Below are 14,353 nucleotides of genomic sequence, written 5' to 3'. Positions count from 1 at the left end.
TTGACAACCTTTTCATCCCTTTTATATTATCATATAGACCGTTTGTGACAAGGAATTTTGAGGAGGAGCAGCATCTGAAGATTTCCTGCTAATGATTAGTCAGCATAGGAACTCATTCACATCTCAAGGGGCTTTGTCGAAATCATGACATCTATTCCTCATTATCCGCACCAAAACCTCTTTGTATTTACGCCTATGCACTTTTGAGACGGCATCGAGTCCCTCTCCTGATTCCATGACGTCAAAACACTCTTTTGACGACCTCTATCCTTTCTGCTGCTGAACCCTGTGAGCAGACGATTGGACTGGCAGATGGCATTCCACTAATAAAAAGACCGCTGTATCAGCGGCCTTTCAAGAATATTATTTTTTATATTTTACTTCATACACATCATGACGGCGGTCTTTCAGCTGTCTGACTGTACCCGACTGGCGTTGGCGGCGAAGAACTTCGAGATCGACATCCCCGATCATCACCATTTCAATATTCGGGTTCGTTTCTCCGACGATGCCGTCGCGTGCAAATTCAAAATCAGAAGGAGCAAAGATTGCCGACTGGGCATACTGAATGTCCATATTTTCCGTTTGTGGAAGGTTTCCGACAGTACCGGAAATAACCGTGTAGATCTGATTTTCCACCGCACGGGCCTGCGCGCAATAGCGCACTCTTAAATAGCCTTGGCGGTCTTCTGTACAGAACGGAGTGAATATGATTTTCGCCCCTCTATCAGTAGCAATCCTTGCCAGTTCAGGGAACTCGATGTCGTAACAGATTTGGATGGCGATCCTTCCGCAGTCTGTATCGAAGACTTTGACCCGGTCTCCCGGACTGATGCCCCACCACTTGCGTTCATTCGGCGTGATATGAATTTTATATTGCTTTTCAATCGTACCGTCACGGCGGAACAGGTAAGCAATATTATAGATTTCTTCATCTTCTTCTTTTACGAAGTGAGATCCGCCGATGATGTTGACGTTGTAGCGGACAGCCAGGTCTGTGAACAGTTCAATGTATTCTTCCGTGTATTCAGTCAGCTTGCGGATTGCCATACTTGGTGATTTTTCATCCAGGAATGACATCAGCTGGGACGTGAAGATTTCCGGGAAGACAACAAAATCAGATTTTGCATCCGAGGCAACATCTGTGAAATATTCAACCTGGTTCGCAAATTCTTCAAATGAGTTAATTTTCCTCATCATATATTGGACGACACAAATCCTGACAGGGTAGCTTGTCTTAAAATGCCTTTTGCTCGATGGACGATAATCGACGTTATTCCATTCCATCAATGTGGCATACTTTTGCGATTTCATATCATCCGGCAGGTAGTTTGGATTGATCCTCATCAGTGTAAATCCATTCATAAGCTGGAAAGACAGGACCGGATCATAAATTTTATGCCTGGAAACAGAATCAACATACTCCCTCGGAGACATTTCCTCTGCATGCTTATGGAAGTTCGGTATGCGGCCGCCGATGATGATGCTCTTCAGGTTCAGCTGGCGGGCAAGTTCTTTCCTTGCTTCATACAAACGGTGCCCTACCTTCATCCGCCGGTATTCTGGATGCACCATCACCTCAATACCATAAAGGTTATATCCATCGGGATTATGGTTGGTGATGTAGCCATTGTCGGTGACATCATCCCATGAATGGCGGTCATCATATTCATCGAAGTTGATGATCAAACTTGAACAAGAACCGATGATTTCTCCTTCAAGTTCAGCTACCAGCTGTCCTTCAGGGAAAACTTCCAAATGACTTTCAAGATGTTCAGGTTTCCATGGTTCCATTCCCGGGAAACAGACACTTTGCATCTGAATGATATCGTTGATGTCCTTATGCTGCATTTGCCGTATGATCATTTTTTTCTCAAACTGAGATAAATCCAATTTCTCTGACATTTATAGAAACACTCCTTTTACACTCATCTTTACATTTTACCCTGCAGCCCGCGGGCTTCAAACTAATAGCCCGGCCGCTTATCCCAGGGGTCTGTTACTCCAGTGATTGTGATAGGAACCCCGCTTGTCAATGCAGAAATGACCCCTTCTGAAATTTCATCATTTGTCAGCCATCTGGATTCTCCATTCTCTATTTTAAACCCTAAAATGATATGATGCATGATTATTGTCTGGTGAAATTCAAACGGCAGAGTAGTATGGGCTGCCGCACTTCCGTTCACCTTAAAGACATCGACAGTTTCGCTGTGCCTGCTCAAAATATCCAATACAGCATTGAAGGATTCTATTGCCGTGCTTCTCATCCAAATCACTGCTTGATCAAATGGTCCATTGGCTTTAATATGCGCATTCAAGACTTGTACTAATGCGTCTCTGTCAAAATAATCTGCCGTCATGAAGTCCACTTCTTCCGGTTCGAGCCCATGCTTTGCGAGCATCCTCTCGTATTTACCATGCGACCTGGATAGTACGGTTACCTTATTGCCTTGTTTCATTAGGTGTTCAACTGCACCACCGAGCATACCCGTTCCGCCGATCACTAAAATTTTTTTCATGGCATATTCACCTTCCTTTGCTTATTAAAAAAACCCCCTGTAAAGAGAGCTTAGGTAGGCTGATTTATTCATTAGAAATTGAAGATCACTTATCTTTTTCACGATCTTTTCCTTGGTTTACCTGTTCCTGCTGCCTTATTCTTTCCGTGACTTCTTTTTGGACTCTTTCCCATACATGACCCAGCTGTCTATATATATCTTCCATCTTTTCTTCAAAAGTGTATCCTGCTTCATAATATAATTTACTAATTTCTAAATAATCCATGTCTTCATGTATTTTTATTTCTTTCTTTCCGTTCATACGACCGCCTCCTGTTTTTATATTTTTCAGTATAAAGCTCATCGATCCGTCAAGGCAAATTGTAATTAGAATGGGACCAATCTCCTGTTTGCACAGTATGTGACAGACCTATGTCCTTCTTTCTGATTTTTGTGATAAACTTAGTGCTAAAGGTTTTACGTTATCTAACAGGACATACTATAATCTGAGTTAGTACTATAGGAAAGGAAACGATCATGGAAAAGAAAATTGAAAATCTGTTATTAACCGCTTGGGCCGCTGCGTTGATTGCGACGCTCGGAAGCTTGTATTTTTCAGAAATAAAGCAATATGAACCATGCATCTTGTGCTGGTATCAGCGCATCATCATGTATCCGATGGCTGTGATTCTTGGTATTGCCGCTGTAAAAAAAGATGCCTCGATTGCCATTTATTCATTGGTATTATCCGGAATCGGTATATTGACTTCCCTGTATCATTATTCATTGCAAAAAGTAGATTTTCTTTATAATACTGCACCTGCCTGTGGCCGGGTTCCATGTACAGGGGAATATATCAACTGGCTTGGCTTCGTCACAATTCCATTTTTAGCTCTTACCGCATTCATCATCATCTTTTTATGCAGTCTTTTACTCTTAAAAACAGCAAGGGAGAATAAAAAATGAAAAAAGTCATTATCTTTTTAGTAGTTATTATCGGTATCTTTGCAGCCATTGCTGTGGTGACCAAGATGCAGCAGGATCAAGCCGCAGAAGGCAATCCTTATAATAAAGCGGATCTGCAGCCGGCAACCATCGACCTGCTTGATGATCCCAATTATCAAAACTTAATCTTGCCGGAAGAGCTTGAAGCAAAGCTTGCAAACGGTGAGGATGTGACAGTTTATTTCTACAGCCCGACTTGTTCTCATTGTAAAGTGACAACACCAATTGTAGCGCCGATGGCAGAAGAAATGGGAATTGACCTTGTTCAATATAACGTCTTGGAGTTTGAACAAGCGTGGGATCAGTTCAATATTGAAGGCACACCGACCATCATTCACTTTGAAAATGGTGAGGAAACAGCCCGTATCGTCAGCTCACAACCAGAAGAAACATTTGAAAACTGGTTTAATGAAAATGTGAAATAACTATTATGGACAGTCCTCCTGTGGGGGGCTGTTTTTAATATGGAATTTTATGGTATGATGTTTTAAAAGGAGTGATGTTTATTGAAAGAACGATTGGAGTCTGATGAGTTAAAGGTTTATAAGTCTCTTGATTCTCGTAAAAAACTAAACGCTAAAGAGAAACAGTACTTTGCCGGGTTGGAAAAAGGGTTTAATGGAGAGAAGCTTTTCGATCAGTGGCTGGAGCCTGTCCTGGAGGATAGAATTCTGTTGCCGGACATGCAGTTCATGCCGAACTCCACTTTTGTGCAAATCGATACCATCCTGCTGACTTCCAAACTCATCTATTCATTCGAAGTCAAAAACTACGAGGGCGACCATATGTTAGAAGGCGATGAGCTTCTCAGAACGGACGGCACTGACACCAAGAACCCCATCCTTCAGTTAAAAAGAAATGAACCTGTCCTCCGAAAAATTTTGGATAACCTTGGCTGCAAGATCCCCATCCGATCAATCGCGGTCTTCGTTAACCCCAGCTTCTACCTGTATAACGCCCCTGTCGACCTTCCGATCATTTACCCCACTCAACTAAAACGCTTTATCGAAAAATTGAATTATACCCCCTCCTTTCTAAAAAAGACTCATACAGAACTTGCCAAGAACTTGATCTCCTCTACTGTTGCGGAGAATCCTTATGTCCAGCTACCGGATTATCGGTATGACGAATTAAGGAAGGGGATTGTATGTCCTGATTGTGGTAGGTTTTATGGGGAATACGTGAGGTCTACCTTAACATGCAGTTCTTGTGGAGGGCGTGAGAACGCTTATTCAGCTGTTTTGAGGACAATTGAGGAGTTTAAGCTATTGTTTCCTGATGATAAAATTACTATCTCAAGAGCAATGGACTGGTGTTCTATAGTTAAAAGTCCCGACACTATGCAAAGGATTCTAGTAAGTAACCTTAAGCTAATAAAAACAGGAAGAGGCTCTCATTATGTAAACGAAAATTAGGTGCAATCTTACAATTTAATAAAGGGCTTGGTTAGAAATAGCCTTTTTTCTCTGTTATCACTCAATTATACAGCGCAGATCCTTTTATATTGCGGTGTTTCTCTCGAAATCACTCCATTAAACAGCGCGGATCCTTTTATATTACGGTGTTTCCCTCGGAATCACCCTATTATACAGCGCGGACCCATTTATATTACGGTGTTTCTCTCGGAATCACCCCATTATACAGCGCGGATCCTTTTATATTACGGTGTTTCTCTCGGAATCACCCCATTATACAGCGCGGACCCTTTTATATTATGGTGTTTCTCTCGGAATCACCCCATTATACAGCGCGGATCCTTTTATATTACGGTGTTTCTCTCGGAATCACCCCATTATACAGCGCGGATCCTTTTATATTACGGTGTTTCTCTCGGAATCACCCTATTATACAGCGCGGATCCTTTTATATTACGGTGTTTCTCTCGGAATCACCCTATTATACAGCGCGGATCTTTTTATATTACGGTGTTTCTCTCGGAATCACCCCATTATACAGCGCGGACCCTTTTATATTACGGTGTTTCTCTCGGAATCAATCCATTAAACAAACTACCACCATCCTATAATGTGTTGCTTCTGCCAGAACCGCTTAATTATTTGGCTAGACTACTTTTAATAAGCCGTTCCACCCTTCCCCACCCCACAAAAACAAAAAACCACCAAGCACCTACCAGGTACTCAGTGGTTGATGATCCTGCACAAGGCAGAATTATAGAGGAGAATTACAAGATGAATCAACGAAGAGATTGGTGAGGATCTCTTCATGATTAGTTATAAGTATGCCTCCTCCTGCCTATTTTATACAATAAAGGGGCAATTTTTTAAACGAGCAGCTGATTGGCCGGTCTGGCATAAAGGCTGACTTTGTCGTGATAGGAACAGGATTTCCGGAAGTGTTCCAGCTCAAATGGGAAAAATAAGTTGAAGCTCTTCAGGATACACAGATTATGGTCGTACATTTCTTCATAATCAGTTTGTGAGGAGTCTGCCTCGATCAAAGAAATGAGTGTCTGAAGACTGGAGATCAGTTGGAAAGCTTCTTTCAACGTTCCATTATATTTTGTATGCACCGTCTCCGTATGTAGTACCTGTAGTTCTTCAAATTGTTCGATTTCGTCATCTGTAAAATAACGAGGGAAAATAGTACAATAAATGTACGATATCAGTTCTTGAATAGTATCTTCCTGTTCCTCTGTGGAAGCTAATAGGATTTTCAATTTTAACCCACCTTTGTAACGATTGACATCTCTATGTAATAGTTATTCTAAGAATACCATAAATATAGTTCTTTCCGGGTGGTAATTATAGCCATGATGACATCAGAACTAATTAAAAACAAGGATTATTTCACTATTTAAAAGTCATATTTACACGAAAAAAGGAGTTTTTGCATGAATGAATATGAAAAAGGTCCCGCTTTTGTTATTTCCATCCCTGCGAAATGGGAGAATGTAACAGCGGAAGCATTGATGCGGGACATTTGGCAGGCACCTAAAAAAACGGTTCATCAGTTGAGGATGGATAAAGCCATCACAATAAAGGGGGAGCCGTTAAATTGGACTCTGCCTCTTAAACAAGGGGAAGAACTTCACTTTTCTATCAGTGGAAAAGATTTCGGCGTCATTCCTGCCGAAGGGCCTCTGCATATTTTATATGAAGATGCCCACATGTTGATCGTCAACAAGCCGGCGGGCATGAACACCCATCCTAACAATCCGGCTTCTGAAACGGATACCCTTGCCAATGCCGTGGCCTGGCATCTTCAACAAAAAGGAGAAAAGGTGGATGCCCAGCATATCCACCGGCTTGACAAGGATACGACAGGCGCGGTCATTTTTGCTAAGCATGCCCTTGTGAAAGGAATACTGGACAGGCTCCTGGCAGAAAGAAAAATCAAGAGAACCTACTGGGCAATCGTCCATGGGCTAATCACAAACAAAAAAGGAAGTATCACCAAAGCAATCGGCCGGGACAGGCATCATAATACACGCAGAAGAGTCTCTCCCTCAGGCCAGGCAGCAACCACACATTATCAATTGCTCCAACACAATAAAGAAAAGAACCTCAGCCTGGTGCAGTTGGGCCTCGATACAGGAAGAACTCATCAGATTCGTGTACATATGAGTTCGATCGGACACCCGCTTGCAGGAGATACCTTGTATGGAGGAAAGCCGATTGTCGGCAGGCAGGCCCTTCATGCTAAGTATATTGAACTTCATCATCCATTGACTGAAAAGGTATTGTCTTTTGAAGCACCCTTTCTTGATGAGCCGCCGTTGTTTCCTGCATTTTTTAACAAGAGGTTGAATGGATGAAGCGAATGGACTCTATCCTATTCAGTTTGCCACTGCTCCTTTTAATCTCGTCTGGGGGGGAGCCCAGAGCCAAAAATTTCGCAAGAGCAAGCGAATGCAATTGTTATTGATTACAGCTCTAGCAGCACAGGAGAAGTTAAAATAACATCTGTGAGTCATAAAAGGGACAGATATATCATCCACTGGGAAAATGGAGAAAACTGTGAGAGCGGCAGTGCACAAATTGATGATCAGAATGGTGAAGTTCAAAAAGCTGAAACAACCATTTGCTAAGCTGTTTCCTATACAGGCTCCTGGGAACAAAAGCGAAAGCGCCCTGATTAGCCCCCTCAGGCAATGGAGAAAAAAGGCGAACCAGGGTTATTTGCCCCGGGGGACACCGCGCTGAAGCTAGACGATAAACACACAAGTAAAAGTTATCTACCGAAGTAAATCCATAGACTAAAAAAGCAGATATCCCCAGTGGATACCTGCTTTTTATTTTAAAAATTATTTCAAGCCGTTCTTCACAGCTTCTGTTACAGCTACTGTGCGTTTCGCCTGGTGCTTAACAGCTGCTTCAACATCCTCTACCATGTTGCCTTCCTGGCTAACTGTTACGCTTGTGCCGTACGGGTTTCCGCCTGCAGCGAATAGTGATTGATCAGTATAACCCGGTGATGCAATAATTGCTCCCCAATGCATCATTGATGTATAAAGGGCAAGGATTGTCTGCTCTTGACCGCCATGTGAGTTGGCAGCTGAGGACATAGCGCTGACCACTTTATTCGCCAATTTCCCTTGTGCCCAAAGGCCGCCGGTACCGTCAAGGAATTGTTTCACTTGTCCCGGTACGTTTCCGAAACGTGTAGGAATGCTGAAAATGATTCCGTCTGCCCACTCAAGGTCATCATTTGAAGCTACCGGAACATCTTTTGTGTTCTCAAGGTGCTGCTCCCATGCAGGATTTGAAGAAATAGCCGCTTGTGGAGCGATTTCTTCTACTCTTAGTAATTTTACTTCTGCACCTGCTTCTTTAGCAGCTGCCTCTGCCCACTGAGCAAGCTGATAATTTGTTCCTGTAGAGCTGTAATAAATAACCGCAATATTAGCCATGTTGAAAAACTCTCCTTTTCCTTACTATATATTTTTAACCTTGAACAGGTTAAATTCTTCCCAAGATATACAGGATTCAGACATTGTCACTACCCCATACATTTCCCTATAATACTTAAACTAAACATTTTGAACTCGATTAGTTTGAAAATATTTATCTTTAATTCGAGATAATTATAACGCCTTTCCAGGTTGTCTGTCAAACAAGAAATGTCTCTTTAACACATTAAAGCACTAAGAGGGACTGTCCCTCTTAGTGCTTTAATGCGGTGATGCTTAAAAGTCATCGGGGTCGGCCCCGTATCTTTCATCCATATTCAATAAGTTGATTCTATTCATGTCTTCCAAGCTCAATTGGAAGTCGAAGAGATCGATATTTTCTTTCATCCTGCTTTTGTGGACTGATTTTGGAATGATGACCGTGTCGTTTTGAAGATGCCAGCGGAGGATGACCTGCGCCGCTGTTTTGTTATATTTGTCTGCTATATGATTCAATGTTGGTTCGTCCAGGAGTCTTCCACGGGCAATCGGCGACCATGCTTCTACCGCTATATTGTGCTCTCGGCAGAAGTCACGTAATGACTGCTGGGTTAATCTTGGATGGAGCTCCACCTGGTTAATGACCGGTTTCTCATTGCTGTTTTTCATCAAATCTTCCAGGTGATGCTGTTTGAAATTACTCACACCGCTCGCTTTGATAAGGCCTTCATTATAAAGCCGTTCAAATGCTTTCCATGTGTCTTTATATTTTCCGGATACCGGCCAGTGAATGAGATAAAGGTCCATATATTCCATATCAAGCCGTTTCAAGCTTTCTTCAAAAGAGTGTAAAGTGGCATCGTAACCCTGGTCGGTGTTCCATACCTTGGATGTAATGAAAAGGTCTTCCCTGCTGACCCCTGACTCTTTTACGGCCTGTCCCACACTCTCTTCATTATCATAAAAGGAAGCTGTGTCAATGGATCTATAACCGAGCTCGATCGCAGTTTCAATCGCCTTCACCGCTTCGTCATGATCTTCCATTTTATAGACTCCGAGTCCGACATATGGGATTTCCACCCCGTTATGCAGCTTTCGTGTACTTTGCAGATTCTTAAGCAATTCCATTACCTCCTTTTGTCTATTGTACAAACCTGTAAAAGAAAACGCGAAAGAATGCCCTTCACGTTTTAAGAGGAACGCTGTTTTCGTATATATTGTGCTCTCGGAAAAATCCAAAGAGCCGGATTTTTCCCTTGGAGACAAGGGCTTTTTTCTATGAACAAGGTGTATTAGCTCTTTTCTTCCTTGATTATCAGGCTATTTCTGGTTAATTAAGTAGATACTTTTTAAAGTTTGCATTAAATAGCAACAAAGTTTACGAAAAGAGCCTATAGGAAAGGGCATTGTCAGCTAGTTCAATAGAAAATCGGATTTGCATTTCCCGAAGAAATACAGCCGGTGCAGCGGTCGGGTCATCCCCACATAAAGGAGCTTTATATCAAGCTCGTTTTCTTCTTTATACTGTTCGTCAACAGAAGCGATGACGACAACATCGAATTCGAGGCCTTTTGATAGATAAGAAGGAACAACAACGATCCTGTCTTTCGGAATGCTTTCCTGTTCTGCCAGCAGTTTGACCCCGCCAGTGAATTCCGTCTCCAACAGAGCTGCTATTTTTTCACAATCCCTCATTGTCTTTCCTATTACCGCAAATGTCTGAAAGTCTTCTTCTTCCCTCAAACCTCTAATCAGATCGGACAAGCTTTCTACTAATTCTTCTTCCTTTTCATAGGAATAGAATTCCGGCTTATCACCGTGCCTCACTACCGGATTAACTTCAGGAAACTCATTGGGAAGTTTTTTTAAAAGTTTATTCGCTTCATCCATGATTTCAATGGTTGTCCTATAACTTTTTTGCAGCTCCGTATAAGTCGCACGCGGGAATATCTCCCTGTACACAGGTTCCCAAGACTCCAGCCCCCGGTACGAATGTATGCCTTGGGCCAGGTCGCCGACAAGGGTAAACATGTCTGTCTGCAGGGCTGTTTTCAGCGCATACAGCTGCATATAACTGTAATCCTGGGCTTCATCGATGACGACGTTTTTGGCTTTATAAAAAGAATCCACACCGTAAAGAGCGGTCTGTAAATAGAGAAGCGGTGCAAGGTCTTCCATTTCAAACGTTTTCCTTTTCAACCTTTTCAGAGTATATTCACATATCTCCCTTGCCTGTTGCCCGGAAAGCCCGCCATTTCCATACTCCACAAGTTTATCCCAATCGGAAAATAATTCTTGATAGTATTGAATCAGCGTTTTCTTTTCAAACTGTTTCATGTACTGGGACAAACCGGTGCGAATTGCTTTCTGGATTTCCTGCATGCGCTCATCTTTTTTATCCAGCGCTTTGGAGATGTATTCCTTCCGGTTCGCTGCATATTTCTTATGGTAGAGGGCCTTTTCAATCTTGTCGTCAAAAAACTTCTCTACCTTATCAACCATCATTTTTTTATTGGATCGAACATAACTCTGCAACAGAAGCTTCAACTTCTCCACTCTTCTGTAAATGGGCATGTACGTATAATCCTCTTTTAAAAGAGAAGTGAATTTTTTCGCAGAGAATAGCCGGTACTTGTCTATGACAAAGTCCTCAGTCGGATAAAATCTGCTTTCAATATCGGCAATATAGGCGTCTAGAATCTTTCGGAAATCCCTTGAGCCCTTCCAACCTGATATCCAGGCGGCCTGTTTGGCTTCATCATCCGTGTTTTCGATCAAGCGGATCAGTTTGTTATCTTCCGCCAGTTTCAGCTCTTTTTCCAAACAAGTCATAACGTATTCACTGAACGTTGTCTGCCGCACTTTTTCCACTCCGAGTTCAGGCAGAGCCTCCGAAATGTAATCGATGAACAGTCTGCTTGGTGCAAGAATCATGAGCTGGCGAGGGTCGAAATGCTGTTTGTAGTTGTAGATAAAATAGGAAATCCGGTGAAGTGCAATGGTTGTCTTTCCACTTCCAGCCGCTCCCTGGACAATGATCGGCTTATTCAGATCGGCCCGGATAATCCTGTTCTGTTCTTCCTGGATGGTGGAAATAATTTCAGTCAATCGGTTACTGGAGCTTTTCGAAAGCGACTCTTGAAGCAGTTCATCGGTGGTGGTCAAGTCAATATCACGAATCTCCTCCAGGCGGCCATCCTCAATCATATACTGTCTTTTTAAGGACAGGTGGCCATGGTAAGTTTCGTCTTCTGCCTCATAGGAAACGTCACCTATCCGTCCCTCATAGTACAAGGTTGCAATGGGTGACCGCCAATCTACTATGATCTGTTCCTGGTTTTCACGCTGATAGAGCGACGTCTTCCCAATATAGTGCCTTTCTTCTTCGGATGATTCATCATGCTTGAAGTCGATCCGGGCAAAATAGGGCTTTTTCTTTGCCTTTTGAAGCGCTTCCAACTCCTCTTTTGACATTTCAAAAAAGCTGGCGTTTGTCAGAATATCGATATAAGCCGCGGACGATTCCAGCCAATCGACATCACCGAAGGCGTTTTCGATATTTTCCTTGAACTGGTCTTTGCTTGTTTGGGCAGTTTGTATAACGACATCGATGTAGCGTTTCGTGAATTCGAGTCTGTCTTTTTCCTTTGGTAAATCGGGGTGATTGTGAGTTTCGTTCGTCATATATTTCTCCCTTCATTTGTTTTCAGCCGCAATGGAGAAAGTTGACAATTATGTAGGCGTTTTGGTGAGCAGAAGAATATATTATCAGAAAAGTGGGACGATGACAATCCCAATCAAAAAATAGACCGACACAAAGTAGTTCTTTGCATCAGTCTCTCTTCTTAAATCGGATGGACGTTCTTCTTCCTTGGATGGGGGGATGCACGCCTTCTTTATCATCCTGCATTTTTTTTAATAACTCACGTATCTCCACCAGAACTTCCAACTGAGTGGAAGATTTGATTTCATAGGATTTCCCTTTTCCCCTCAGCCGGTTGAATACCTTAATCATGAGGAAAATAGAACCTGCCACTATAAAGAAATCCACAAGAGTCTGGATAAAGACTCCATAATGAATCACTTCTGCCTTGATCCGGTAGCTCAGCCCGGCAAAGTTCACCCCGCCAAACAGGATTCCGATAACAGGCATCATCATATCTTTGACCAGGGACTCGACGATCTTGCTGAAGGCAGCCCCTATCATGACAGCAACGGCTAAATCGAATACATTTCCCCTTGAAATAAATTCCTTAAATTCTTTCCACATATCTCCTCCGTGCCCGCTCATGTTTTAGGCTTTTCAACCCTTGTAACACTTTATGCTGGAGGGGTTTGATTAAGAAGTTCTGAAGAAGGGATATATTGTTTAAACGAATTAATATTTACAATATAGAAAATCTCGACTATCAATCCTGAGATGATAATGAAGATGAGATATTCCGCTGCCATGTCCCTTAAGACCAATGTTGCAGGTAATGTTAATATGATCATTAGCTGAACTCCAAAATAGAAGCGCCTAAATTTCCCCACAGAGCTTTGTATGTCCTCATTCGGTATCACAAAGAGCAGAGCAGAAAGCAAATTCATATGAAAAAACAGCGCTATGATTGAAATGATTCCTACTGCTGCAATACTCCATGTAAAGTCCTTATCGATTTCATTCAAGTTAATATTTCCAACCCCTAACACTTCAAACACAGACAACAGAGCCAGAATGATTGCGGACGTTTTGGCATAAAGTGCCCATTTTGAATGAGGAAGAAACTGCAAACCCTTGTACAGTAAGATGTACCCAAAGACGTCATGAACGAGGTCAAATGTGTTAATTTTGATATCAATAAGTAAAATCAGAAGACCCCATACCAATAATTTAATTGCCTTCTCCACTCTTTCTTCCCTCTTCCCTGAGTTTTTTCAGCTCTTTAATCTGTTTGGAGGTTAAGTAGGGCTGTTCATTAATCCTCATTAAATTTTGCTGGATTTCTCCTCCATCTGTTACAAATGTTCCTGTAATATCTGCCTCTATCGCATGGATATCATTTTTAAACATAGACTCTTTATCCATGACAGCATTCAATCTCAGTCTCTCATCAGCCTCCAATTCAACGGGAAGCTCGATGTGGGTTAGCTTTTTTAGATCGCCCTTGGATTTTATATCCTCGATATCTACAGCTTCTGGATCTACCGTTTCTGACACTGTATCCCAAGCCAATTTTAAAGCTGGAGATAAAATTTCTGTGAATTGCAGGGTAACATCTGTCAACCGGGCATCTCTGTTAATATTCATGAAAGAAAAAGATTCTCCTTGATTACTGCTTCCGCCTCCAATAATATGAACTACCTGCTCTTCCTGACTGCTCCGCTCAGGACTTTCCAATAAAATTTCACCAATACCAGCTTCAACAACTGTTCCATTTGCGAAGGTAAAAATCAGTTCATGAAGGACTGATTCGTCTTTTTCAATGCCTTCAATACTAAGATGAGCTTCATGCTGCTGAAAGACCCCTTCCTGATGACGGATATAATCACCCTCCACAGTAATCAAATGACCGGGAATCTCCTTTGAATTCACGCTGACCAGGTGCCACCCCTCATCTTGATTTGTAATATAGTGGATTGGAATATAGTCAACTGAAGAATCAATGATCTCCTTCTGATAGTAATGCGATAGAAATAATGGCTTTTCCAGCTGAGATGTTTTCAAATATGTATAAAAGCCTCCAAAAACCAATAGGAACAATAAGATGATAAGACTCAATGTCTTTATTTTCATATTTTCCCTCCCCCTTTTTCATCTTAACAGAAGCAATCTTACCTTAGGGAAGGAATAAGCAAAAAAAGGAAGCACTATGCCTCCTCTCTCCAATCAAAAGAAAAACTTTCTTACTATTGCAGCCAGAAGAAATACCGCCACTGCAAACATAACAATGACCAATATTTTCTCTTCTTTGTTCCCAAGCAAAATGACCATCCTTTCTTATGGAAGCTACAGTTTATG

Annotated in this window: 14 protein-coding genes; 4 read left to right on the top strand and 10 right to left on the bottom strand. The window is 42.0% G+C overall.

Translation table 11 applies throughout. From position 1 onward, the window contains the following. Positions 1 to 363: 363 nt before the first annotated feature. The 3 genes from V1502_RS04840 to V1502_RS04830 form a co-directional block, all read right to left on the bottom strand. Complete coding sequence (locus tag V1502_RS04840; RefSeq protein WP_409253246.1) at positions 364 to 1,905, bottom strand: GNAT family N-acetyltransferase; 1,542 nt, start codon at positions 1,903 to 1,905, stop codon at positions 364 to 366. Positions 1,906 to 1,967: 62 nt separating this feature from the next. After that, a complete protein-coding gene (locus V1502_RS04835) occupies positions 1,968 to 2,519 on the bottom strand; it encodes an SDR family NAD(P)-dependent oxidoreductase (protein ID WP_409253245.1) in 552 nt (183 codons plus the stop codon). Positions 2,520 to 2,604: 85 nt separating this feature from the next. Beyond that, positions 2,605 to 2,820 (bottom strand): hypothetical protein, encoded by a 216-nt coding sequence (locus V1502_RS04830; RefSeq protein WP_409253244.1) that lies wholly within the window; start codon positions 2,818 to 2,820, stop codon positions 2,605 to 2,607. A gap of 215 nt (positions 2,821 to 3,035) precedes the next feature. Between V1502_RS04830 and V1502_RS04825 the strand changes: the two genes are divergently transcribed. From V1502_RS04825 to V1502_RS04815, 3 genes are all read left to right on the top strand, one after another. Beyond that, positions 3,036 to 3,464 (top strand): disulfide oxidoreductase, encoded by a 429-nt coding sequence (locus V1502_RS04825; protein ID WP_409253243.1) that lies wholly within the window; start codon positions 3,036 to 3,038, stop codon positions 3,462 to 3,464. Then, positions 3,461 to 3,928 carry a thioredoxin family protein gene (locus V1502_RS04820; RefSeq protein WP_409253242.1) on the top strand — a complete coding sequence of 156 codons (468 nt, stop codon included), beginning with the start codon at positions 3,461 to 3,463 and terminating at the stop codon, positions 3,926 to 3,928. The genes V1502_RS04825 and V1502_RS04820 overlap by 4 nt, the downstream gene beginning before the upstream one ends. An 81-nt stretch (positions 3,929 to 4,009) precedes the next feature. After that, positions 4,010 to 4,918: a nuclease-related domain-containing protein gene (locus tag V1502_RS04815; RefSeq protein ID WP_409253241.1), complete on the top strand. Its 909-nt coding sequence runs from the start codon at positions 4,010 to 4,012 to the stop codon at positions 4,916 to 4,918. Between the two features lie 866 nt (positions 4,919 to 5,784). Here V1502_RS04815 and V1502_RS04810 read toward each other — a convergent pair. Next, positions 5,785 to 6,180: a DUF5365 family protein gene (locus V1502_RS04810; RefSeq protein WP_409253240.1), complete on the bottom strand. Its 396-nt coding sequence runs from the start codon at positions 6,178 to 6,180 to the stop codon at positions 5,785 to 5,787. Positions 6,181 to 6,354: 174 nt separating this feature from the next. Between V1502_RS04810 and V1502_RS04805 the strand changes: the two genes are divergently transcribed. After that, positions 6,355 to 7,278 carry an RluA family pseudouridine synthase gene (locus V1502_RS04805; protein ID WP_409253239.1) on the top strand — a complete coding sequence of 308 codons (924 nt, stop codon included), beginning with the start codon at positions 6,355 to 6,357 and terminating at the stop codon, positions 7,276 to 7,278. A 489-nt stretch (positions 7,279 to 7,767) separates the two neighbouring features. Here the strand turns inward: V1502_RS04805 and wrbA are convergent, their stop codons facing one another. From wrbA to V1502_RS04775, 6 genes are all read right to left on the bottom strand, one after another. Continuing rightward, complete coding sequence (gene wrbA / locus V1502_RS04800; protein WP_409253238.1) at positions 7,768 to 8,373, bottom strand: NAD(P)H:quinone oxidoreductase; 606 nt, start codon at positions 8,371 to 8,373, stop codon at positions 7,768 to 7,770. Positions 8,374 to 8,649: 276 nt separating this feature from the next. Next, complete coding sequence (locus V1502_RS04795; RefSeq protein WP_409253237.1) at positions 8,650 to 9,480, bottom strand: aldo/keto reductase; 831 nt, start codon at positions 9,478 to 9,480, stop codon at positions 8,650 to 8,652. Between the two features lie 285 nt (positions 9,481 to 9,765). Beyond that, the gene (gene helD, locus V1502_RS04790) at positions 9,766 to 12,036 is read right to left on the bottom strand and encodes an RNA polymerase recycling motor HelD (RefSeq protein ID WP_409253236.1); all 2,271 of its coding nucleotides are present in this window, start codon (positions 12,034 to 12,036) and stop codon (positions 9,766 to 9,768) included. 148 nt (positions 12,037 to 12,184) lie between these two features. After that, entirely contained in the window at positions 12,185 to 12,622 is a 438-nt protein-coding gene (gene mscL, locus V1502_RS04785; RefSeq protein WP_409253235.1) for a large conductance mechanosensitive channel protein MscL, read from the bottom strand. 50 nt (positions 12,623 to 12,672) lie between these two features. Continuing rightward, the gene (locus V1502_RS04780; RefSeq protein ID WP_409253234.1) at positions 12,673 to 13,242 is read right to left on the bottom strand and encodes a hypothetical protein; all 570 of its coding nucleotides are present in this window, start codon (positions 13,240 to 13,242) and stop codon (positions 12,673 to 12,675) included. Further along, complete coding sequence (locus V1502_RS04775; RefSeq protein ID WP_409253233.1) at positions 13,226 to 14,128, bottom strand: hypothetical protein; 903 nt, start codon at positions 14,126 to 14,128, stop codon at positions 13,226 to 13,228. The genes V1502_RS04780 and V1502_RS04775 overlap by 17 nt, the downstream gene beginning before the upstream one ends. Between the last annotated feature and the right edge of the window lie 225 nt (positions 14,129 to 14,353).

The sequence above is a fragment of the Rossellomorea sedimentorum genome (genome assembly GCF_046237645.1).
Lineage (GTDB): Bacteria > Bacillota > Bacilli > Bacillales > Bacillaceae_B > Rossellomorea > Rossellomorea sedimentorum.
This window is presented reverse-complemented; position numbering and strand designations above follow the sequence as displayed.